Source organism: Olleya sp. HaHaR_3_96, assembly GCF_019278545.1.
Taxonomy (GTDB): domain Bacteria; phylum Bacteroidota; class Bacteroidia; order Flavobacteriales; family Flavobacteriaceae; genus Olleya.
Map to the genome: position 1 here is coordinate 1040805 of NZ_CP058987.1, position 24914 is coordinate 1065718.

Annotated in this window: 18 protein-coding genes; 11 read left to right on the top strand and 7 right to left on the bottom strand. The window is 33.3% G+C overall.

All coding sequences use genetic code 11. The annotated features are described in order from the left end of the window. The first annotated feature begins 108 nt into the window (after positions 1-108). Genes H0I26_RS04440 through H0I26_RS04455 form a run of 4 tightly spaced genes read left to right on the top strand, consistent with a single transcriptional unit; the run spans position 109 to position 3370 of the window. Positions 109-1080 carry a sensor histidine kinase gene (locus tag H0I26_RS04440; protein ID WP_256935259.1) on the top strand — a complete coding sequence of 324 codons (972 nt, stop codon included), beginning with the start codon at positions 109-111 and terminating at the stop codon, positions 1078-1080. Further along, on the top strand, positions 1077-1772 hold the full coding sequence (locus H0I26_RS04445; RefSeq protein ID WP_218701192.1) for a LytR/AlgR family response regulator transcription factor: 696 nt from the start codon (positions 1077-1079) through the stop codon (positions 1770-1772). The genes H0I26_RS04440 and H0I26_RS04445 overlap by 4 nt, the downstream gene beginning before the upstream one ends. Before the next feature lie 58 nt (positions 1773-1830). Next, complete coding sequence (locus tag H0I26_RS04450; RefSeq protein WP_218701193.1) at positions 1831-2589, top strand: hypothetical protein; 759 nt, start codon at positions 1831-1833, stop codon at positions 2587-2589. A 1-nt stretch (position 2590) separates the two neighbouring features. Continuing rightward, positions 2591-3370, top strand: a complete 780-nt coding sequence (locus H0I26_RS04455) for a nitrilase family protein (protein ID WP_218701194.1) — start codon at positions 2591-2593, stop codon at positions 3368-3370. Here H0I26_RS04455 and H0I26_RS04460 read toward each other — a convergent pair. Together H0I26_RS04460 and H0I26_RS04465 are read right to left on the bottom strand one after the other, a co-directional pair. Next, entirely contained in the window at positions 3357-4970 is a 1614-nt protein-coding gene (locus H0I26_RS04460) for an Ig-like domain-containing protein (protein WP_218701195.1), read from the bottom strand. The genes H0I26_RS04455 and H0I26_RS04460 overlap by 14 nt on opposite strands. Before the next feature lie 57 nt (positions 4971-5027). Continuing rightward, entirely contained in the window at positions 5028-5711 is a 684-nt protein-coding gene (locus H0I26_RS04465; protein WP_218701196.1) for a ComF family protein, read from the bottom strand. 151 nt (positions 5712-5862) lie between these two features. Between H0I26_RS04465 and H0I26_RS04470 the strand changes: the two genes are divergently transcribed. From H0I26_RS04470 to H0I26_RS04485, 4 genes are all read left to right on the top strand, one after another. Beyond that, entirely contained in the window at positions 5863-6771 is a 909-nt protein-coding gene (locus H0I26_RS04470; RefSeq protein WP_218701197.1) for a hypothetical protein, read from the top strand. 156 nt (positions 6772-6927) lie between these two features. After that, a complete protein-coding gene (locus tag H0I26_RS04475) occupies positions 6928-7833 on the top strand; it encodes a hypothetical protein (RefSeq protein ID WP_218701198.1) in 906 nt (301 codons plus the stop codon). Between the two features lie 113 nt (positions 7834-7946). Further along, entirely contained in the window at positions 7947-8504 is a 558-nt protein-coding gene (locus tag H0I26_RS04480) for a class I SAM-dependent methyltransferase (RefSeq protein WP_218701199.1), read from the top strand. Positions 8505-8552: 48 nt separating this feature from the next. Beyond that, on the top strand, positions 8553-10094 hold the full coding sequence (locus H0I26_RS04485; protein WP_218701200.1) for a glycine--tRNA ligase: 1542 nt from the start codon (positions 8553-8555) through the stop codon (positions 10092-10094). A gap of 112 nt (positions 10095-10206) precedes the next feature. Here the strand turns inward: H0I26_RS04485 and H0I26_RS04490 are convergent, their stop codons facing one another. From H0I26_RS04490 to H0I26_RS04510, 5 genes are all read right to left on the bottom strand, one after another. Continuing rightward, positions 10207-12186 (bottom strand): heavy metal translocating P-type ATPase, encoded by a 1980-nt coding sequence (locus H0I26_RS04490; RefSeq protein ID WP_218701201.1) that lies wholly within the window; start codon positions 12184-12186, stop codon positions 10207-10209. A 21-nt stretch (positions 12187-12207) separates the two neighbouring features. Next, the gene (locus tag H0I26_RS04495; RefSeq protein ID WP_218701202.1) at positions 12208-13353 is read right to left on the bottom strand and encodes an efflux RND transporter periplasmic adaptor subunit; all 1146 of its coding nucleotides are present in this window, start codon (positions 13351-13353) and stop codon (positions 12208-12210) included. A 4-nt stretch (positions 13354-13357) separates the two neighbouring features. Continuing rightward, entirely contained in the window at positions 13358-17671 is a 4314-nt protein-coding gene (locus tag H0I26_RS04500; protein WP_218701203.1) for a CusA/CzcA family heavy metal efflux RND transporter, read from the bottom strand. A gap of 66 nt (positions 17672-17737) precedes the next feature. Further along, on the bottom strand, positions 17738-18127 hold the full coding sequence (locus H0I26_RS04505; protein WP_218701204.1) for a hypothetical protein: 390 nt from the start codon (positions 18125-18127) through the stop codon (positions 17738-17740). Positions 18128-18186: 59 nt separating this feature from the next. Next, the gene (locus H0I26_RS04510) at positions 18187-21630 is read right to left on the bottom strand and encodes a hypothetical protein (RefSeq protein ID WP_218701205.1); all 3444 of its coding nucleotides are present in this window, start codon (positions 21628-21630) and stop codon (positions 18187-18189) included. A 208-nt stretch (positions 21631-21838) separates the two neighbouring features. On the opposite strand from H0I26_RS04510, the gene H0I26_RS04515 reads away from it, so the two are divergent. The 3 genes from H0I26_RS04515 to H0I26_RS04525 all read left to right on the top strand — a co-directional run bounded on the left by H0I26_RS04515 (position 21839) and on the right by H0I26_RS04525 (position 24792). Continuing rightward, on the top strand, positions 21839-22600 hold the full coding sequence (locus H0I26_RS04515; protein ID WP_218701206.1) for an exodeoxyribonuclease III: 762 nt from the start codon (positions 21839-21841) through the stop codon (positions 22598-22600). A 21-nt stretch (positions 22601-22621) separates the two neighbouring features. Next, positions 22622-23575, top strand: a complete 954-nt coding sequence (locus H0I26_RS04520) for an OmpA family protein (RefSeq protein WP_218701207.1) — start codon at positions 22622-22624, stop codon at positions 23573-23575. Positions 23576-23757: 182 nt separating this feature from the next. Further along, positions 23758-24792: an aldo/keto reductase gene (locus H0I26_RS04525; protein WP_218701208.1), complete on the top strand. Its 1035-nt coding sequence runs from the start codon at positions 23758-23760 to the stop codon at positions 24790-24792. Positions 24793-24914: the final 122 nt, after the last annotated feature.

The window sequence follows — 24914 nt, forward strand, 5'->3', positions numbered from 1 at the left end:
GACTTAAGCTTATCAACAACCTATTTTATGCAGTTTGCATTACTTTTGATGGCTTTTGTACTTTGTTTTTGATGGTTTTAAGTTTTTGGGTTACTTTCAGCCTATATTATGATAGATTTAAAAAAACAGACCTCACAAATATTAGTGCACATTCTATTTTGGATGCTATTTATATTTGTGTCTTTATTTATGTTCTCTCGCTATTATTGGGCTGAGAATCCATTTTTACAGTACTTATCCATTTTAGGAGTTATAGTCTATGTTAACCATTTTGTGCTTTTACCTTTTTTTGTAAAACGAAAATGGTATATGTTTTACGGCGCTCTGTTTATTGCTATTTCATTTTTTGCTACACGATTGTATTGTGATGTTTTTGCACAATGTGGGTGTTCTATAATGAAATGTTTAAGCGATTACTTATGGCAAACCTTGGTGCCATTAATTTTCTTTTCTTTTATATGGATGTTGTTTCGGTTTTTGGATGAACAAAGACTTAAAGAAGATATGATAAAACAACATGCAGAAATGGAGTTGAAATTTTTGAAATCTCAAATTAATCCACATGTGTTATTTAATAATTTGAATACGATTTATTCCTATTCTATAGAGAAGCCCAGCGAAACACCAGAGCTTATTTTAATGTTATCTGATAATTTAAAACATGTTTTGTATGATAGTAATGCAGCGTTTGTTGATTTAGAAAAAGAACTTCATTTTCTAGATAATTATATTAAATTCCAAAAGATTAGAACAGAAGGTGTTAAACATATCGAGTATACTACTAATGTAATATCAGGTTATAGTAAAATTGGACCATTATTGTTAATTACTATTATTGAAAATGCGTTTAAACATAGTACACTACATAGTACTATAGTCATACAGCTTACGGAAAAAGATAACACGTTAGTTTGTACTTGTATTAACGCATTTGAACATAATAATATAGATAATACCGACTCTAAAATTGGATTTAAAAATCTAAAAAAACGATTGGATTTGTTGTACCCAAATAAGCATCAGTTGCATATTGAGAAGACGGACCAATTTAAAGTAATTTTAACCTTAGATCTATCATGACTTGTATCATTATTGAGGACGAAATACCTGCACAGAATTTGCTTAAAAACTATTTAAGTAAATTACCAAATATGGAATTGTTAGGCACATTTCAATCGGCTATCCAGGCGCATAACTACTTTAAAACAAGTACTGCGGATGTTGTGTTTTTAGATGTGAATTTACCAGATATATCAGGTATAGATTTTATTAAAAGCGTAAAGAATCCACCGTCCATTATAATGACGACTGCTTATCCCGATTACGCAGTGAGCTGTTTTGAGCTAGATACTATTGTGGATTATTTAGTAAAACCTTTTGGGTTTGATCGTTTTTTAAAAGCAATTAATAAAGTCGAAAGTAGATTAGATACAAATAGTGATACCAAGAATATGGTAGAGGAATCTATCTTTTTGAATGTCGATAAAACGCTTCATAAAATAGTGCTTAACGATATTTTGTATTTAGAATCTGATCGAAACTATGTTACGGTGGTGACTAAAACACAAAAATTGTCCTATATAGATTCGCTTAAGAATTGGATTGAAAAATTACCAGAACAATGCTTTATTCAAATTCATAAATCTTATATAATTAATACTAATTATGTGAGTAAAATTTCAGGTAATGAAATTTATATGGATGCACAACGCTTGCCTATCGGAAGGAGTTTTAAGTCTTGTTTGCTTAAAAAGCTGAGAATAATTTGTTAATATATGTTAATTTATTGCAAATTCTAAGTACTTTTAGAGCCTAATTAAAAACTTAAACATGAAAACATTTCAATTATTTTTTACATTATTTTTTCTGGTTGTGGTTAATAGCGTTACAGCTCAAGAAGTCAGTTTTGATAATCAAGTTTATGTCGTTTATAAAAAAGCGATCATTTTAAATGGTGAAGAAGTTACTAAGGACTTAACAAAAGAACAACAAGAAGGGATTTTTGATTTAGCAAAAGTCAAAAATTTCGAGATTGATGCTCTTGAAAAAAAGAAAGAAGAAGCTGCTAAGGAAGAGGAAAAAGCTATTAAGGAAGAAGAAGCTTCATCTGATAAGAAAGAAAAAGAAGCAGAGAAAGAAGCAGAGAAAGAGGCTAAGAAAAAAGAAAAGCAAGCGGAAAAAGAGCGCAAAGAACAAGAGAAGTCCGCTGAGGAAGCAGTTAAGGAAAAGGAAGAACAAGCTAAAGCTGAAGCGAAGGCGATTGCAGAAAAAGAAAAGGAAGCAAAAGAAGCTGTTAAACAAAAAGAAAAGGAAGCTAAAGCCAAAGAAAAAGAGGAGAAGGCACGAGAAAAAGAACGTAAAGAAGCCGAAAAAGCTAAAGAAAAAGAAGAGAAAGCAGTTGATAAGAAAGAGAAAGCAACAAAGGATGTTGAAAAAGCAACTGAGAAACTAGAAAAAGACACTCAAAAATTTGAAAAGTTAAAAGCAAAAGGAGAATTGTCTCCTAATGACATTGAAAAATGGAATGAAAAACTTGAAAAATTAAAGGAAAAAGTGGTGGATTCTAAGGAGAAATTAGGTAAGCTTTAATTTGAATACACAGTTACATATTGCAATTATTCAGTCTAATTTGGTTTGGGAGAATCCCATCCAAAATAGACTGAATTTTATGCAAAAAATTGAAGGGTTAGATAATACTGTTGATCTTATCATATTGCCAGAAATGTTTACTTCTGGTTTTACAATGTCTCCACAGGTTGTGGCTGAAGCAATGGATGGTGATACTATCCAATGGATGCTAGCATTGGCTAATCGTAAAGGGGTTGCAATTGTTGGTAGTTTGGTAATTAAGGAAAATAATAATTATTATAATCGTTTAGTTTTTGTGCACCCAAATGGTGTTGTAGATAGTTACGACAAGCGTCATACGTTTACCTTAGCAGGAGAGGATAAGGTCTATACAAAAGGAGAAGCGCAATTAATTGTAAATTACAAAGGGTTTAAAATTAAGCCCCTAGTTTGTTACGATTTACGTTTTCCTGTTTGGTCTAGGCTATCCGATAATTATGATGTTTTGTTATATGTAGCCAATTGGCCGACAAAGCGTATTTTAGCCTGGGATACTTTATTGCAAGCAAGAGCTATTGAAAACATGAGTTATTGTATTGGGGTAAACAGAGTTGGATTGGATGCTAATAAGTATCAATATCCAGGACATTCTCAAGCCTATAACGCTTTAGGGGAGAAGCTAATACGTCTAAAACCAAATATGGAAGACATTGCGTTAGTTACTTTAAGTAAGTCACATGTTGAAACGACTAGAAATAAGTTAAGATTTTTAGATGATAAAGACTTGTTTAGTCTAGAGTAAAATCAATAATCACTTCCCATCCAGATCTTATCTCTTCAACTTTTTCTGTATAGCTGACACGCTCTGCTTGTGTTTGCTTAAGGAAATTTCCAGGATCGTATTTTTCGTTTTTATTAGAGTCAAAAATAACTCTGACGTAATATTCTCCCGGTTTTAAATAAAAGAAATCTATTGGAGCTGCTTTTGTAGCATATTCCTCGTATTTGACGTCTCCTGTTTTATTAACGAATTGTACAATTAAAGGGTATTCTGCATTTTTAATATTGATTCTAGCATTACCAAGTCCTGCCTCTTTTTCGGTTCTTAAACTGTAGTTTAAGGTGTCGTTAGTGGTGCTGAAAAAGTCAGTAACTGTATTTGGTAGTAACTGCACTTTATAAACATTATCTTCTGTTTTGTCAAAAACAACTTCTATAGTGTTTTGTAATGTGTCGAACTTAGTTGTAAACACTACGTTTGTAGAGTCTTTGTCTAAGATGTTTATTTTAGTTTTATCAAATTTAGTGATTGGAATATTCGCCGAAATTTTTAAAGGCTCAAAAAAGTCGATATTACCACTTGGATTAGCTTTTAGTAGTAAAGAGTCTCTCTTGTTGTCTTTTATCCTAACCGTAAACGTATCAATAATAGTTTTATTTGTAACCTTAAATATTAGAGAGTCTACTTCTAATTTTGGTTTGTAATAATAGTTTAAAGTGTCTGTTTTTTCATCTTTAAAATAGCTGTATTCATAGTCTGATGGGGCGTCGGAGAGTAAGTCAATAGCCATGCTTTTGTAGTCTTCACCTTGAAAACCAAATGCTATTTTTTCGCCAGAAATTAACCTGGGACTTTCAGCTTTGTAATCTAATGTTTCTTTAAATAGTTTTAATTTATAAAAAGCAGTTGTGTCATTGGATACGGTTATAAAATCCTTGTAAAACCCTATTTCGTCAGAACTTTGCTCAAATTTGTTATTAGAGTTGTTATCTTTTATGGCAACAAGTTTATAAAGCCCTGCTTTTAAATTTTCAATTTTAAAATTAGTGGTGCTGTCTAAAGTGTTAGTAATGTATTTTGGATTTTCTTTATAGACAATGGAATCTGTGTAAGTGGAGTCCGCTTCATATAAGTGCACCGAAATAAAAGGATCTGTTTGTCTTTTGATGGCATCCATTACACTTCCTTTTACGGATAACGAATCGATATGGCTCCCCGTGGAAAAGACATATCTGTAATAAGGGTAAGGATTTTCTTCGTTGTTGTCTACAATGCTATTTCCAAAATTAATAGCGTAGGTTGTATTGGGTTGTAATGTGTCAGAAATTTTTATCGTCACATATTTACTAGCTGTTCCTAAAGGTGTGATATCAGGAGTCTCCTTCATTGGTGGAGATATAACTAGTTGTTTGGTTAGGTCTTTGGTTTTAACATACTCATCAAAATAAATTCTAATCTCTTTACTATTAAAGTTTGTAGAATAGTTTTCTGGAATTGTTTTAAGGATAACAGGTGGCGTTATATCCTTCTCTCCACCGGACACATTTCCTCTATTTGCACAATTAATAAAAGTCAGTGCTAAAACACTATAAAAACAAAAATTTAAGAGACGGTTTTGCATATAATTTTGAATGAAGTTACAAATTAACAACATATTTATCTTTTAACGAAAAATGGGCTACGCTATTGCTATTGCGGCAACACTTATTTTTACGTTTTTAGCTTTATTTAATTCTAAAATACAGGCTTCTAATGTATTTCCAGTGGTAATAATATCATCGACCAACAGGATATGTTTGTTTTCAAGTTTATGTAGGTGTGTAATAGTAAAGGTTTCGTTGTTTAATTGCCATCTTTCAAGTCTTGTTTTGCTGGCTTGAGATGAAGTACTAGTGGTTATTTTGGTGAGTAAATCTTCTGAGTATTCAATTTCTAAGGCTTTGGCTATATTTTGACCGAATTTAGTAACTTGATTGTAGCCTCTTTTTTTTAATTTTTTAGGATGTAAGGGCACAGGGATTATAAGATCTACTGTTTTGTAGTCGTCACAAGTTCTAAGTTCTTCTCCTAGCCATTGTCCGAAAAAGTCACTAACGGCTTCATTTTTTCCGTATTTTAATTGATGAAGTAGGTATTGAACGGTTCCTTTTTTTTCGAAACGTAATAATGCTGTTGCTGCTTCAATTTTAACCCGACCATAGAAGACGTTTTTTACGAATGGATCAATGTTCTGGTGATAATTGGTTGTTGGTAAAATGTGTCTGCAGTCTGTGCATAAAAAGACTTCGTTATCGGATAAGTGGGTTTTACAAGCATTACAGACCTTGGGGAAAAACAGATTAATTAATGCTTCTAAGCTCATAAAATAATGGTTTTATGTGTTTTGAATAAATAGCCGATAATCTGTTTTGAAAGCATCATTATTAGCTTTGACCGAAATTTTAATCAAGTTATCGAAAAATTCTTATATATAGATATATTAGTAATAGTTTTGCATCAAATATTAAACTTAAATGATTGTAAGGTCCCAAGTCTATAGTCTAAGGTTAGTTATTGTTGCACTTTCAACATTACTATGTGCTTTAGGTTATTACAGTTATACTAATTATACTTCTTTAAACGAGTATCATGAATTCTTATTGAATGAGAATGCTTCAGTGGAAGCAGAGCTTAATCAAATGGTGATGAATTATGATATGTTGGAGGTCGATAATAGAGATTTGCAGGCGAGATTAGATGATTCTAAAATTAGAATTTCTCGTATTTTAGATTCTGTTAAGTATTTAAAGCCAGATGTGTATCTTGTGTCTCATTATAAGAAACAATTAGAGATTTTAAAAGACGAAAACAATAAAATATACCTTTTAGTAGAGCAGTTAAATGCAGAGAATGTGTTTTTGAAAGAAGAAGCTATTCGCGTTAATACGGAGCTAGATCAAACTATTTATGTTTCTAAATCTTTGAAAACCGAGAATTCTACATTGTCTAGGATCAATGATAAGTTTAAGCGTCAAATAAATAAAGCAAAAGCTTTAAGTGTTAAAAATGTGCTGACAGAAGGTGTTAGACGTGTTACAAATAGTGGTAGAATTAAAAGTACAGTATCGGCAAGACGCGCTAGAAAAATAAATGTGTGTTTTACAATTCCAGAAAATAAATTTGCAGCTAAAGGAAAAAAAGAATTATACATTCAAATTTTAGATCCTTCTAATAATGTAGTAGGAGATCGAGGTGTTATAAATGTTGGAGAACAGTCTTTGATTTTTAGCGAGCAGTTAGTTGTAGATTATGATAATGTTAGTTTGCAAGAATGCGTTTTTATAGAGCCTTTACCAGGTGAGCCTTTCCAAAAAGGAGTCTATTTTGTGTCGATTTATAATAAAAACACGTTAATAGGAAAAACGAGTATGGAGCTTAAATAAGAGTTTAGTCGAAGGTTACATGTCTAGCTAGAAGGGTTTTATTGAAATTGTTTTTTATCCAATTATTTTAGTTTAACATTTTTTTTGCCCCTTTATCGATTTTAAATACATTCTTAACTATTTATTCAATAGTTTTATCGTGAAATTAATTGAATAATGATAGTTATCCCGCATACTTACAACTATAGATTAATAATTGGTTCTTTGGTTATTGCTTTTGTAGTCTTAGGCTCGTATAGTTATTTGAACTATGATAAGTTGGAAGATTATACCTCTTACGTTGCTCAAGAAAAGAAACTTTTAGAAAATGAATTGTCAGAAATGATAACGCGTTATGATAAAGTTCAAGTTGATAGTGAGGCGTTAAGTATTATGTTAGAGCAATCTAAATTTAAAATAGCACGTATATTAGATTCTGTAAAAACATTACAACCAAGTGCTGCGTTATTAGATTTATATCGTTCAAAAATCAAGGGTTTACATAAAGAAAAAGAGAAGGTGCTAGGTTTGGTGTCCAAGCTTAAAAAAGAAAATGAGCGCTTAGCTTTAAAAGGGGAGAAAGTAGAACAAGATCTTTTAATTGTTAAAGATGTAAGCAGTACTTTAAAAGTTAAGAATAAAGGTTTAACTTCTGTTAATAATAAACTGTCTAAAAAAATAAAAGACGCTAGTCATCTAGAAATAGAAGAGTTAAATGCAAAGGCGGTTAAACGGATAACAAGAAAACGAATTGTAAGTACAGATAAATCGCATAAAGCAAACAAGCTTCATGTGGAGTTTACGGTTTCTAAAAATAAATTTGTAGAAGAAGGAGAAAAAGATATTTACATACAAATATTAAATCCTAATAATAATGTTATTGCCGATGAAGGCGTCGTTTCATTTGGTAAACAATCTTTAATTTATAGTAAAAAAATCAAGTTAGATTATAAAAATGAAGATGTCAACCTTGACGCAATTATCATTGCGGATGTAGACCAACCTTTAACAGAAGGTGTTTATTTTGTAAATATTTTTTATGATAACACTAGGCTTGGAACTACCTCAATAACACTGAAATAGCTTTATTTTTATTGTAAATAAGAACATTATATGCGTAATGGTTTTATTTTTGCCAATACGTGAATAAATAAATATCTTATATTCGTTTAAATTATCTCTAAAACGCTCTTTTTTTGAACAAAATTAATTTTTTAAAAGAATCACTTAAAAGTTTAAAAACGTCTGGGACACTATTTCCTAGTTCTAGATTTTTAGCCTCAAAATTATTAAAAGGGATAGATTTTAGTACCGCTAAATTAATCGTTGAGTTTGGGCCTGGAAATGGTGTGATTACAAAAGAAATCTTGAAAAGATTGCAACCAGAGGCAACGCTTATTACTTTCGAAATAAATGATACTTTTTACAAAGCATTATTAAAAATAGAAGATCCTAGATTAATCGTTTCAAATCAATCTGCAGATCAAGTTTTAGACGTCATAAAACAACATGGTTTTGAATCTACAGACTATATTGTGTCTAGTTTACCTTTAACTAATATTCCAAAGCCCATTACAGAGGTTATATTGGATAGTGCATTTAAATGTCTAAATTCTAAAGGTTATTTCTTTCAGTTCCAATATAGTTTAACCTACTATGCAGCTTTAAAAGAAAAATTTAACGATAATGTTACTTTAGGCTTCGAGCCTTTAAACGCTCCGCCAGCTTTTGTTTACACTTGTCAAAAAGACTAATCGTTTTTTGGTTGTACACTTTTATTTATCGTTTATCTTTGTAGTATTATGGCAAACAACGACGATCAATTTAAAAAAGTAATCTCTCACGCAAAGGAGTATGGTTACGTGTTCCAAAGTAGTGAGATCTACGATGGACTAAGTGCGGTTTATGATTACGCACAAAACGGAGCAGAATTAAAGAAAAATATACGTGACTATTGGTGGAAAGCGATGGTGCAACTAAATGATAATATTGTAGGTATTGATGCTGCGATATTTATGCATCCAACCACTTGGAAAGCCTCAGGACACGTTGATGCTTTTAGTGATCCACTTATAGATAATAAAGATTCTAATAAACGCTACAGAGCAGATGTTTTAGTGGAAGACTACTGTCTTAAAATTGAAACTAAAATAGATAAAGAAGTTGCAAAAGCAGCAAAACGTTTTGGTGATGCTTTTAATAAAGAAGAATTTTTAGCAACTAACGGAAGAGTTGTAGGTTATCAAGAAAAAATCGATACTATTTTAAAACGTTTAGGTAAATCTTTAGAAGCTGAAGATTTAGCAGATGTTAAAGCATTAATTGAAGAGTTAGAAATAGCTTGTCCTTTAAGTGGAAGTAGAAACTGGACAGAGGTTAAACAGTTTAATTTGATGTTTGGTACTAAGTTAGGAGCAAGTGCAGAACATGCAATGGATTTATACTTACGTCCAGAAACAGCGCAAGGTATTTTTGTAAACTTCTTGAATGTACAGAAGACAGGACGAATGAAGATCCCGTTTGGTATTGCACAAACAGGTAAGGCATTTAGAAATGAGATTGTTGCAAGACAATTTATTTTTAGAATGCGTGAGTTTGAACAAATGGAGATGCAATTTTTTATTAAGCCAGGATCTCAAAAAGAATGGTTTGAGTATTGGAAAGAAAATAGAATGAAATGGCATAATTCACTTGGCCTAGGTGCTGATAACTACCGTTTTCATGATCATGAAAAATTAGCACACTATGCTGATGCAGCTACTGATATTGAGTTTAAGTTTCCATTTGGTTTTAAAGAATTAGAAGGAATACACTCACGTACAGATTTTGATTTAAAACAACATGAAGAATTTTCAGGTAAAAAATTACAATATTTTGATCATGAAGACAATGCAAGCTATACACCATTCGTCTTAGAAACCTCAATTGGTTTAGATCGTATGTTTTTAGCCGTATTCTCAAACTCTTTAATGGAAGAGGATCTTGGCGATGGAAAAACAAGGACGGTTTTAAAACTGCCAGCAGTTTTAGCACCTACAAAAGCAGCAATATTTCCATTATTAGCAAAGGATGGTTTACCGGAGGTTGCAAAACAGATTGTTGAAGATTTGAAATGGGACTTTAATGTCATTTACGAAGAGAAAGATACTGTTGGTAAGCGTTACAGACGTCAGGATGCTAATGGTACTCCATTTTGTATTACTGTAGATCACCAGACTTTAGAAGATGATACCGTTACGATTAGACATAGAGATACTATGGAACAACATCGTGTTCAGATTTCTGAGCTTAAAGGTATTATTAATAAAGAGGTCGATGTCAAAGAGTGGTTAAAAAAAATGTAACAATGCATTGCTTTAAAAGAAGGAATTAACAAATACCAGAAAGACCCAAACTTTTAAGTTTGGGTCTTTCTTTTTACTTAGCATTACTGGTGTTATCGGTAGGAAATGAACGTTAGACTAAATGGTCATTATAGCCTAGTAAACGCAAAGCATTCAAAACAACCATTATGGTGGAGCCTTCATGAAATACTACAGCGACTCCAATATTGGTTAATCCAAGAATTGTAACAGGAACAAGTATAGCTACAACACCTAAGCTTATAAAAATATTCTCTTTTATAATGCGTTTAGACGCTCTGCTTAATCCAATAACAAAAGGTAGGCTTTCTATTTTATCAGACATTAACGCAACGTCTGCAGTTTCTAAAGCGACATCGCTTCCAGCTGCTCCCATAGCAACACTAACGGTGCTTAACGCCATTGCTGGCGCATCATTGACACCATCTCCAATCATGGCGATTTTTCCGTCGGTTTCTAATAAATCTTTAATAGCTTCGACTTTATCTTCTGGTAATAAATCTCCTTTTGTTTCTGTTAAGCCTATTTGTTTTGCAATGGCATCACCAACATTTTGATGATCTCCGGTTAGCATAATCATCCGTTTGATACCAATTGCTTTTAGCTTTTTTAATGTGCTTTCTGCGGTTTGTCTTGGCGTATCCATAACGCTAATAATACCTATCACTTCGTTTTTTAAAGCAACCAACATAACGGTATGTCCATGTTGCAAAAGACTATCCATTTTTTTAATTACAGAATCTTCTACAGTAATGGCTTCATCTAGCATTAATTTTAGATTACCAATAAGCACTTTGGAGTTGTTATAAGAGGCAGTAATTCCTTTTCCTTGTATGGCTTTAATATTTTTAGCAATGCCTTTAAAGCGTATGTTATGTAGCTTTTCAATAGCCTTTGCTATTGCTTTTGCTAGTGGGTGATTGCTTAAACTTTCTACTTCTAAAACAATTTGTAGAAATTCATTTTCATCAACATTGTTTAAAGCAATCACATTGGTTAATTTTGGCTTTCCTTCGGTTAACGTTCCTGTTTTATCAAACGCAATTGTGGTAATGCTTCCTAAATCTTCTAACGCTTTTCCACCTTTAATTAACACCCCTTTTTGTGCTGCTCTTGCAATTCCGCTAAGGACTGCACTTGGTGTAGATATTGCCAAAGCACAAGGACTTGCTGCTACCAAAACGGTTATGGCTCTGTATAGGCTTTCGTTAAACGTTTCATCTATAATTAGGTAAGCAAAGCAGAGCAATCCAACCACTATGATTACTATTGGGGCATACCATTTTTCGAACTTTTTGGTTAGGCGTTGGGTTGGCGATTTTTGGGTTTCCACTTCATTCACCATTTTAATTAAACGTGCTACTGTTGAGTCTTGACTTAGTTTTAAAACATGTACTTCAATAGTGCTATCTCCATTTATGGTTCCTGTAAACGCAATATGAATTTTATCGATGTGTTTAAATTCCGGTAAATTATCTAAAGTTGCGATTGCTGTTTTGTCAACAGGCATACTTTCTCCCGTAATGGGGGCTTGATTAATGCTACTGTTTCCAGATATGATTACACCATCTACAGCAATTTTAGTATTTGGTTTTACAACAATAATATCATCAATTTTTAAATTTTCAATAGGAGTTTCAATAAGCTGATTTCCATTTTTTAGTAATGCTGTTTTTGGAGATAAATCGCTTAAAGCTTCTATAGATTTTTTAGCTTTATTCATCGCGTAATGTTCTAGCGCATGACCTAAGCTAAATAAAAACAGAAGTAAAGCACCTTCTGTCCAACTGCCAATGTATGCGGCGCCTATAGCAGCTGCAATCATTAAAAAATCGATGTCAAATTGGCCTTTCGGTATTTTTTTTAACGCTTCAATAAAAATGAAATAACCACCAAAAATGAATGAAACGATGTAGCTTATTATTGACGCCCAAATAGGTGCATCGGTTAGTTTTTCAATAGTAAATCCAGTTACTAAAAAAATACCGCAAAGTATAGCAAAATAGAGTTCTGTTTTTTTACCAAAAATCAAATTAGGACTGTGGTTGTGTCCGCTGTTATTATGGTTTTCCATAGTAGTTGTTTTAAGTCTTAATTAATGATTATGGCCACCGTCACTTTCATTTAATAGCATACTATTTCCTTTTATTAGAATTTGTTTGTCTTTTAAAAGGCTAGCGTTTAAAATTTCAACAGTGTTTTCTGTTTGTTTTCCAAGCTCTAATTTAACTTTTTCTAAATGAAACTCGTCTCCATGTGCTTCTTCTAAAACTAAAACATAAAAGTCATTTCCAACTTCAATAATAGCTTCTTTAGGCAGTCCAATACTTTTGATGCTATCAATAATAATATCAGCATCAACAAACATCCCAACAATAAAATGCTCTTTGTCATTATCTACGTGTCCATGTACTTTTACGCGTCTAGTTTGCTCGTCAATAGTGGTTCCAACAAGATGGACTTCTGCTTCAAAGGTTTTGTCCGAAGCTTCTGGAATTTTGAATAGAATTTTTTGATCTTTCTTAATTTGCATAATGTCTTTTTCGAAGACCGATAACTCTAAGTGAATATGGTCAATATCTACAATTTCCATGATAACATCGCTAGGCGAAACATAGGTTCCGTTGCTGACATTAACCTTTGTAACGTGACCAGAAATTGGGGCGTATAAATTTATAGTCGAAGTTATGTGTCCTTGTTCTACACTACTCGGATTAATATTTAACATTTGTAATTTTTTACGCAGTCCATTATAATGGGCACGGTTACTTTTGTACGCGCTTTCAGCTTTTAAGTAGTTTTTTTCGGAAGTGATTTTTTCTTCAAACAATGTTTTTTGTCTGTTGAATTCAGATTTTAAGTAATTTAATTGTTCTGAAACTTCTAAATAATTTTGCTGCAGTTCAACAAATTCTGGATTTTTTAGAGTGACTAATAATTGTCCTTTTTTTACTTGATCCCCGATTAATAATGGTGTTTTTGTAATATAACCACCGCTAAAAGTCGTGATGCTTGATTTGTTGTGTGGCGGTACATCTATCATTCCGTTTACTTTTACGGTTTCATTAAAAGCATATTTCGCTAACGTTCCAAATGCCATTTTTTCGCCTTCAAACTGTGCTTTTGTAATGGTTATTTCGTCATTATGTGATTCTGTTTCAGGCGTGCTTTCTGCTGTTTTTTCTGAATTTCCACAGGCTACTAAAACCAGTGAAAATAATAGGATATATATCTTGTTCATCTCTTTATAGTGTTAAGTGATTGATGGTAATTACGGTTTGGTTGTATTGATTTAATTGTTCTAAATAGCTAAGCTGAATATCTTTTGCGGTTTCTAAACTTTGGATGTATTGAAAGAAATCGATCTCACCTTCTTTAAAAGTTCTATTTGCTGTTTTTATTATTTCTTCGGACAGCGTTTGTCCTTGCGTTTCGTAATAATTAATAGCATCTTCATATTGTTGAAGCTTTGCCCGTAACGATTGATATTCTGCATTTATTTTAGCTTGATAATCTTGTTTTTGTTCTACAATAATGTCTTGTGCAATTTTTGAAGCTTTAATTTTTGAACGTTGACCGCCAAATAAAACAGGAATTTTAAGACCTAGTTGATAGCCTTTAATATTATCGTTTAGAGTACTGTTTGTACCTTGAAAGTATTCCGCATTTAAATCTGGAAGTAAACTTTGTTTTTCTAATTTAGTTTGTGCTTTTTGATAATTAATAGCCGCGTCAAAAACGGATAATCCTACATTTTGATTAGCAGATAATTGTTTTATTTCTAGCTTTTGAAGCAAACCGTCATCAGTAGTAATAGAATCTACTTGCACCATTTTTTTTAGCTGTTCGTTATATAAGGTCACCTCTTGAAGGGATTGTTTATATAGTGTTTCCAACTGTTTCTGTTTGGACTGTGCTGTTATCATTTCCAGATAATTAGTTTCGCCTAACTCAAAACGACGCTTTGCTTTTTGTGCAAAATCGTGATATAAGCTATCTAAATACTTATAATTTTTGGCTTTGTTTTTAGCATAACTTAACTGGTAATAATTAGCGTACACTTGTTTTTTTAATTGCTGTATTTGTAAACTAAAATTAGCTTCTTGTAAACTTACTTTAGACTCGTTTACTTTCTTTTGAGCAAAATATACCGTTGGAAATTTAAAGTCTTGAGAGATGCCAAAAACTTTAAGAGGCTCATTGTTAACTGCTAAATTACTTTCGTCATAATTATAATAAACGCTCGTTTTATCAAACGTAAAAGCTGAGCCAACTAGAGCGTTAGATTTGTCAATTTTTAAGTTTTCAGCTTTTAAATTCGCATTATTCTCAATTGCTAATGCTATCGTTTGTTCAATATTTAATGGTTTGTTTTGTGCTTGAATACTAATAGTTAATAGCAAGATAACCACAGAAATAATAGTTTTCTTATTCATTTTAAGCGTTTTTTTTTCTTCGTACCAAGCATATAAAACAGGTAATACCACTAAGGTTAATAAGGTTGCAGTTACTAAACCACCAATAACAACCGTTGCTAAAGGGCGTTGTACTTCTGCACCTGCATTTGTAGAAATAGCCATAGGTAAAAAGCCTAAAGCAGCAGCTGCGGCTGTAAGTAAAACGGGGCGTAAACGTTCTGTGGTTCCTTTTTTTATACGTTGGTTTATGTTACTAAAACCTTCCGCTTTAAGTTCTTTAAAATGCTCGATTAATACAATTCCGTTTAGTACTGCAATTCCAAATAATGCAATAAAACCAACGCCTGCAGATATGCTAAATGGTAAATCTCTAGCCCATAATAATAGTATACCACCAACTGCGGATAACGGAATTGCAGAATAGACGATTAGTGCTTCTTTTACGGAGTTAAATGCAAAATAGAGTAGTATAAAAATTAAAACTAAAGCCAATGGAACGGCTAATAACAAACGGTCTTTTGCACTTTGAAGGTTTTCAAATTGCCCGCCATACGTAATACTGTAACCAACAGGTAGCTTTAACTTACTGTCTATAATGTTTTGCACGTCATTTACTACAGATTGTAAATCTCTGTTTCTAACATTTATACCAACTACAATGCGACGTTTAGTGTCGTCTCTAGATATTTGGGCAGGACCAGTTGTATAGGTTATTTCTGCTAATTCGCTAAGCGGAATTTTATTGCCGTTAGGGGTGTCGATGTATAGGTTTTCTAGACTTCCTATATCTTTTCTGTTGTTTTCTTTTAAACGTAGGACCAAGTCGAAACGTTTTTCGCCTTCAAAAACACTTCCAGCTGTTTTTCCAGCAAATCCCATAGAGATAACATCATTTAAATCTGATATATTAAGTCCATATCGTGCAATTTTACTTCTGTTGAATTTTACACTCATTTGAGGTAAGCCTTCTACTTTTTCAACCGAAAGATCTACAGCTCCTTCAACGTTTTCAATAAATTCTTTGATTTCATTTGCTTTGCTTGCTAATATCGATAAGTCATCACCAAAAATTTTAATGGCTATATCTGCACGAACTCCAGTAACAAGCTCGTTAAATCGCATTTCTATAGGTTGTGTAAATTCAACTTCCATACCTGGAATTACGGTTAAAGCTTCTTTAAATTTATCTGCTAACGCGTCTTTGTTTTTAGCAGAAGTCCATTCGTCTTTAGGTTTAAGCTTTATAATTACATCACTTTGCTCCATGGACATGGGGTCTGTTGGTACTTCTGCAGCTCCGATTCTACTGACTACTTGGTCTACTTCAGGGAAGTTGTCTAGTAGGATTTGTTCTATTCTAGTAGTGATTTCTATGGTTTTGCCTAGTGACGTTCCTGTTTTTAAAACCGGCTGAATAACAAAATCACCTTCATCTAAAGTGGGTATAAATTCGCCACCCATTCTACTAAAAACATAAATACTAGAGGTTAGTAATAATGCTGATAACACAACAACTATTCTTTTATTAGACAATGCCCAATTAATAATAGGTTGGTAGGCTTTATTTAAAAAAGTCATTAATCTAACCGACATGTTTTTTGCAGACTGTGTACTAGGTTTTAAAAACAAGGATGAGACTGCGGGAACATAGGTTAAGCATAAAATCATGGCGCCAATTAAAGCAAAGCTGAACGTCATTGCCATAGGCTTAAACATTTTTCCTTCAATACCACTTAAAGACAGAATTGGAATAAACACGATTAAGATTATTAATTGACCAAAAATCGCTGAATTCATCATTTTTGAAGCGCTTTTTAGTGTTATTTGGTCAATTTCTGCTTGTTTTTCGGTTTTATTAATTTCAGAAAGATGCGATGCTTTGGACATGATTTGAAACGCAATAAATTCCACGATAATAACTGCGCCATCAATGATAATTCCAAAATCGATAGCACCTAAACTCATTAAGTTAGCATCTACTCCAAATTGACGCATCAATATAATGGCAAACATTAAGCTTAACGGGATAACAGAAGCTACGACCAAACCTGAGCGCCAATTACCAAGTAGTAAGACGACCACGAAAATAACGATTAGCGATCCCAGTATTAGGTTTTCGGCAACGGTGAATGTTGTTTTTGCAATCAGTTCGCTTCGTTCTAAAAAGCCATTTATATACACACCTTCTGGTAATGTGCTCTGTATGGATGCGACACGTTTTTTAACAGTATCAATAACTTCTTTAGAGTTGCCATCTTTAAGCATCATGATTTGTCCTAATACTTTTTCGCCTTCACCATTTCCTGTAATGGCTCCAAAACGTGTGGCGCTTCCAAAGCCAACAGTACCCACGTCTTTTATGTATATTGGTGAGCCATCATTTTTAACAACACTATTTTCTATATCTTCTAGTGAGCCAACTAGACCTTCGCCACGAATAAAAAAAGCTTTGTCATTTTTTTCAATATAACCACCACCAGAAACACTGTTGTTTTTTTCTAAAGCTTCGTAAATTTCTGCAATAGAAATGTTCATGGCAGTAAGCTTGTTGGGATTTATAGCAACCTCATATTGCTTTAAAAATCCGCCCCAAGTATTCACTTCAACTACGCCAGGAATTCCGGACAATTGACGCTTTACAATCCAATCTTGGATGGTACGTAGATCCATTGTGCTGTATTGGTCTTTGTAGCCCGGTTTGACATCTAATATGTATTGGTAAATCTCGCCCAACCCAGTGGTTATAGGTCCCATTTCGGGTGTGCCAAAACCTTCTGGGATTTGTTCGGAAGCCGATTTAATTTTTTCGGCAATAAGCTGTCTAGGTAAAAAGGTTTCCATGTCGTCATTAAAAACGATGGTTACCACAGATAGTCCAAACTTTGAAACAGAACGAATCTCTTCTACTCCAGGTAAATTAGCCATTTCTAACTCTACAGGATAGGTTATAAATTGCTCTACATCTTGCGTAGATAAGTTTTGCGATGTTGTAATAACCTGTACTTGGTTATTGGTAATATCTGGCACTGCGCCAATTGGTATTTTAGTTAACGAAAAAATACCAAAGCCTATAATAAAGGCTGTAAATAGAAATATGATCAGCTTATTTTTTAAGCTGAATCTTATGATGTTTTCTAACATAATTCATAAAAATTAAGAAATAATAAATACCTGTTTGAAGCAAACAGGGTTAAGATCTAAATTGAATTATGCGTGCTTGGGCGGCTGAAAAACAGAAGTTTTTTCAGAGTCTGTTATAGTTTCGTTGTAGTGAAAGTTAAAAGGGATTTCAATAAATTCGTACTGGTTAAGTTCAAAATTATTTGCAATACTTATAAAAGAGGTGTTGATGTGCGTACACATGTGATGATTATCCTTAAACGGAAGGTCTTTGTGTTCTTTATGATCATTATCATGCGTATCTCTAGCATCTCCATAATGTTCTGCTAAAAACTGAAAAAACGTATCACCATACATTTCTTCATGAAATTCGGCATGTTCTAACAACACACTAAACTTAGAAATATCTTCCAAGTTTATGTTGAAACTCTGAACGAGAATCAAAAGTGAATAAGTGATTGCTAAAATTTTGCTCATAATTATATACAAATTTACACAATTAGAAGTGTCAATAGGTAACAAAGGTTACAAATGTCTTAAAAATAAGCTTTTAGTTGTACGTTTCCGGTATGGATCGTTTTGCTAGTTTCGGTCTTACGTCCAAAATAAGTTAGGTTTAAATCTAAAAATTTGGTTAGTTTTTTTTGCGCTAGTAAGGTCCAAGTAAAGTTTTTTCCGGGTTGTAAACCGTCTAGCATTTGGAAAGCAACAGGGCTGTTGGCATTACCTTCAAAAGTGTTATTAAAAACATTGAATTCGCCAGAAATGGCACCGACTTGGGCGTTGTCTTTAGGTGAAAGCGCAAAAGATAGACCATATTTTTGTTGTTTTAAGGTCTCTAGATTGTTGATGGTATTGTCTTTGTTTGTAAATTGATAAAAGACATCAAACTGCACATTGTCGTTTAGTAAATAGGATAATTTAGGATTCAATTTATTAGTGTCAATGTCAAAGTTTTTACTGCTAAAATTTTCGCTATTACTAAATTGTTGCTCTAAAGCAGAGGTCAAAGTCACTAGCCAACTATTTCTAATTTTATGGATAAAATTTAACTGATGACTTTTAAGATTGTTTTCAATAAATCCAAAGCTTAGCGTGTTTTCGCTACTATTCCATAAATAGGTGTAAGACGTGGTGTAGCGTTGTTTCCCGCGATTAAAAAATAACACATTTCTAAAATTAAGCGTTAGTCCTAGTTGGTTGTCTTCGCCTTGCTTGAATGGATTTAAGTCGAAGTCATTATCGTTACGTATAATTTTTCGGTCTATTAGATAGCTACTTTGATTATAAAATTTGGAGAGTACTTGTTTTGTTTTGCTCTTAGAGTTCACCCAATCTATAGGATTTAGGGTAACGGTTTGACTTAATCTATTTTGATGTGTTTTAATAAAAACTTGATTAGGTAATAAGACTCTAATATATTCACCTTGATCTTGGAATTGTGCTATTTCAAACTCTTCTAATTCTTGGATGCTATTTTCGTTATAGTCAATCCATGTGTAGGCACCTTGACCGGGCTCGACTTGCACATAAGTAAAGTCTTGTTGTGGTAAGGTTCCGGAATTAGTTTCGAAAGCGGTGTTCCAAATAATACCATTTTTTAGAAAACGTTGATTAAATAATAGGCGAGAGTTTAATGAGTTTTCATTTGCTTGCTCTTGGTCTTCATTTTTTAAAGTTCTGTAATTAACATATAAAGACAGGTTAGTTTTTTCGTTTTTAAGCAATCGCGAATCCAAGTAATACGTGTTAGAGCTATTGACACGCTCTAGTTTGCCGTTACGCAAGCTGTCATTGACTCTATATTTGTAACCAACTTCCGCATAAATATTGGTGCTGTCTCCAATACCAGTAAAAGCTTCGTAAGCAGTAAAACGTTGTGTTAAGTCTGTAAATTGCTGTGTTTGGTTAATACGTTCTTTATTTTCTTCAGCAGAAAAACCAGTTCCAATCCATTGTTTTTTTAAAGTGTATATGGCTTTGTTATACGTTCTAAAAAATTTAGAGGAGTTATCGCTGCCATCAGCTTTTAATATATTGGTGTTAGTTGATAATCGTAAATTACCCATATTAAAATTTGCTAAAACATTGTGTTTGCTTCCGGAAAAATTTTCGGAATAATCTAAATGTTGAAAGCTATAATTAATATAACCTTTTTTATGATGAAAACTTTGCAGGCCAACCGATACTAATGTTTGGTCACCAAAGTTTGTGTTTAGCAGGTTAGAATTGGTTTGACTTAAATTCCAATCACGGTTAAACTCTGGCGCATATAAACGTTGTATGGTTTTAAAGTTTTGCTGAATATAATCTGCATCCAAAACCGCATTTAAATTCCATAGACTATCGTTTTTTATAATGTTTTGTTGGACGTTTAGTTTACCTGCAAAACCAGTGTTGTTAGCGTCATCTGCACTAGAGAATAAGTTAAGATCATTTTTACTGGCTGCCAGTTCAAAACCAACGCTAGTTTTTTTAGTTGGTTTGTAAGCCCCGTTTAGTGTTGCTATTTGCAATAATGTAGGCGCTACCAATTGGACAATCGGAGCGTAGTTACCTTGTTTTATGCCTGCGATAGGCGCGGTAAATTGATAGATGTTATTTATGGCATTACTAGACGTTAGCGTGTAATCCCCTTCATTGTCTCCAACTAATGTAAAAGTGACACCAAATAGGGTGTCGTCCGGATTGTTAGAAAACACATAAATATCTTCCCCATTAAAAACCTCTTTTTTGTATAAGATCCGATTTTCATTATAGGTTTCTGGTACCTCAGAAGCTGTTACCATTTGTTGCGTGTTATCTCCTGCATTACTTAAAATTAAGACTTGGGCTTCAGATAGATTTTGCTGTAATGGGTTGTTTTTAGAGTCGTTTTCGGAATAAACAGAGACGCCTAGTTTAAGTTTTTCACTGTCATGAGTCCCGCCACCATAGGCTACAATTCTAGAGTAGTTTCTTTCTGAGTACTGAAAATCTATACTCATTCTCATTTCTGAAGTAACAGGGTAGGTTGGGGTGAAGATAATTTCACCTGCATTATAATCAATGATATAGTCTTCGTTCTCACCACGTTTTAGTGCAACACCATTAACAAAAACAGTTTCGCTTCCGGAGACAATTAATACAAACAACTCTCCGTTGGGACCTTGTAATTTATAAGGACCTTGATTACCTTCTTGCGCAGTAAATTGGAAATTTGAAAATTGACCACGTACAATAGCACCTGATGCAAATACATTAGTTTCTTGGTCGTCGTCTCCAAACTTGGCTTTAACTTGTAAACCTTGCACACGTTTTGTAAATGATGCAAAGTAGGATTGATTGTTTATCAAATCTATATCACCTGCCCGGATGGCCCAATCATCAGAAAATAGTTCTAAAAACACTTGGTCAAACTCATCTAAACGCTGAGAATAACCGGTTTCTTGTAACGGGATATTAGCATCTTGGATACTTGCTCTAAGGGATACTTTGTCGCTTAGTTTTCCGGTAATTTGTAAATCAAGTTCGCTGTTTAAAACTGAGTTTTGATTGTTTCCAATGGTGACCCCACGACTAATACTTCCTGAAGTTGTTAATCCATCAAAAGGTGTGTATGTTTTATTGGTATTGGGTTGTGTTAGTTTAATAAGTTTATTAATATTATCTGTATTTTCTACAATCACACTTTTATCAAATTGTGTGTAGGTTCTAGTTAAAAATTCAGGATAATTTTGATAGTTAATAATTATAGAATCGGTTGTTATCGGTTTTATTAAGGTAAGTATGGATTTACCAAAATCAACAGTGTAATAGCTAGAGTCTATTATTGCACCAGTTGTAGTTTCAATTTTAAAACCAGTAGTATTAATACTGACGCTGTCAATTTGGATGGTTTTGTTGGTAGCAACAGTCTTTCGGTTTAACCCGTTAGTCTGTTCTTGCGCAAACGCAAAAATTCCGAAGAAAAACAAAAAACAGCTAATGGTAAGTTTCATCTCTATTTATAACAACAATAGTACTATATTATTTTGTTAATATTTTTTCAGTAAAAGTGAAGTGATTTATCTTGTAAAAGTAAAGCATTATTTAATTTAGCCGAAACAAATGTTTTAAGCATTAAACAAGCTTGGTAAAAAGGTTGTTTTTTTAACTATAATCAATAGCAAACATTATGTGAGCTATTAAAACAATTATTAAACACGCATGAAAATTATCTCATATAACGTCAACGGAATTAGGGCAGCAATCAATAAAGGGTTTATCGAATGGCTACAAAGCGCAGATCCAGATGTGATTTGTTTGCAAGAGATAAAAGCAATGGAGGAGCAGTTGGATTTAGAGTTGTTTAAAGAGGCGGGTTACCATTATAATTACTGGTTTAGTGCTCAGAAAAAAGGCTATAGCGGTGTCGCTGTATTGTGTAAAACAGAACCTAATCATATAGAATATGGTACAGGAATAGAATCTATGGATTTTGAAGGTAGAAATATTCGTGTAGATTATGATGGACTGTCTGTAATGAGCATGTATTTGCCTTCCGGGACTAACGCAGCGCGATTAGAACATAAGTTTGATTATATGGATTTAATCCAAAAATATTTAAATAAGCTAACGGATACGTTACCCAATCTAGTGGTTTGTGGAGACTATAATATATGTCATGAAGCTATTGATATCCATAACCCCAAAATGAAAGGTGTTTCTGGATTTTTACCAGAAGAGCGCGAGTGGTTAGGTCATTTTATAGATTCTGGATTTACAGACTCGTTTAGATTTTTACATCCGGAGCGTCAAGAATATTCTTGGTGGAGTTACCGTGCAAATTCTAGAGCCAATAACAAAGGATGGCGTTTAGATTATGCAATGGTAAGTCAACCTTTACAACAAAAAATAGAAAGGGCAGTTATACTACCAGAAGCGAAACACAGTGATCATTGCCCTATTTTAGTAGAAATCAATTTATAACCCCAAATAGTAATTAGTAAAATGAAAAACAGAATAACAGTAATCCTATTAGTACTTATTGTAACCAGTTGCGTGTCGCCAAAAGTGTATAAAGAGTTAGAAAGTAAATACGCGACTTTAAAACAGGAAAATAGAACTTTAAGAGATGAAAATGGTGAGTTGCTAAAAACAAAAAATGAAGCAGCAAATGACTTAGCAGAATTACAAACAAAGTATGACGAAGCTGTAAAGCGTCGTGACCAATTAGAATCTGACTATGCCGTGACTAAAAGTAAGTACGATACGCTAAAAGCATCTTATGATGCCTTAGATGCTAATAGTAGTTCTGCAATTGCGGCAAACACTCAAAAAAATAGAGAGTTGTTAGCGCAATTAGAAACAAAAGAACAGGCTTTAGCTACAGAAAATGCAAGATTAGAACAACTTAAAAAAGAGTTAGAGTCTCGATCGCAACGTGTGGCAGATTTAGAAAGTATTATTGCGTCTAAAGAAGCAGAAATGACAGCCCTTAAAAATGCAATCTCAAGTGCACTTACGGATTTTGAAGGTAAAGGGTTAACGGTAGAGCAACGTAACGGTAAAGTATACGTGTCTATGGAAAATAAATTATTGTTTCAATCTGGTAGCTGGGCAGTCGGTACACAAGGTCGTAAAGCGGTTAAACAATTGGGTACCGTGTTAGGAGATAATCCAGAAATTTCTGTTCTAATAGAAGGACATACGGACAATGCGCCGTACCCAGCAAAAGGAAATATTAGTAATAACTGGGATTTATCCACAAAACGTGCGACAGCAATTGTGTCTATATTACAAGAAAATGGTAATATAAAAGCAGATAATTTAACTGCTGCTGGTCGTGGCGAATTTGCCCCTATCGCACCAAATACAACCGCAGAAGGGAAGGCTAAAAACCGTCGTATTGAAGTGATTTTAACTCCAAAACTAGATAAGATTAACAATCTTTTAAATAATTAATTAGGGCGTTACCGCAAGGGTCGGGCTATCCGTTATATCTTTTTTTGCCATAGATGGCAGCAAAAAAAGGATGCCACTACTATCCCTAACGCAAACCTTAATACACATTAGACCTTTAGTTACTAATAATAATAACTAAAGGTCTTTTTTATATTTGTTGAATATCCTAAATTTTCAAATCGATGAAATACACAACATTACCAAACACAGGTATTAAAGTCAGTAAAATTTGCTTGGGTACCATGACCTTTGGTAACCAAAATACAGAAGCAGAAGGACATGCACAGTTAAACTACGCAGTAGAGCAAGGTGTTAATTTTATTGATACAGCAGAATTGTATCCCGTACCAGCAACAGCAGAGACATCAGGTAGGACAAGTGAAATTATTGGGACTTGGCTTAAACATCAAAAACGAGAAGCGCTTGTTATCGCTTCTAAAATTGCGGGTACAGGAGATTATACGGCACATATACGTACAACAGGATTTACAGCAGAGTCTATTAGAGAAGCAGTTGATCTAGAATTAAAAAGACTACAAACAGATTATATAGATCTGTATCAACTGCATTGGCCAGAACGTGAAACCAACACTTTTGGTGTTAGAGATTATAATCATAATCCAAATGATCCATGGACGGATAATTTTAGAGAAGTGCTAGAGGCTTTGGATCAAATAAAAAAAGAAGGTAAAATTAGACAAATAGGGCTGTCAAATGAAAAAGCATGGGGAACGATGCGCTATCTAGAAGAGGCTAAAAATAACAACCTGCCAAGACCAGTAACTATCCAAAATGCATACTCTCTTTTAAATCGTGTTTTTGAAGGCGATATGGCTGAGGTGTCTATCAGAGAAAATATTGGATTGTTAGTTTATTCTCCTATGGCATTTGGTGTGCTTTCTGGAAAATATATTAAAGGAATAGAGGGTGAAAAGGCGCGTTTACACTTGTTTCCAAGATTTGCTAGATACAGTAGTGAGCAGTCTACAGAAGCTACAAAACAGTATTTAGAATTAGCAGAAGCTAATAATATGACACTCGCTCAAATGTCACTTTCTTTTGTCAATATGCGTGATTTTGTGACTAGTAATATTATTGGGGCAACCACTATAAAACAGCTTAAAGAGAATATTGATTCTATAAATTTAACATTAAATAAAGAATTAATGCAAGAAATAGATAAGATACATGCAGGAATTCCAAATCCAGCTACTTGAGGAATGTAAGGTTTTACTGTTAAATCATTGTAAAATTAGTGTTATTTAACGATGAATATTGCATTTAGTCTATAATAGTATTTTTAACAGTTTTTAAACGCCGTTTTTTTTTAGTTTAGGTC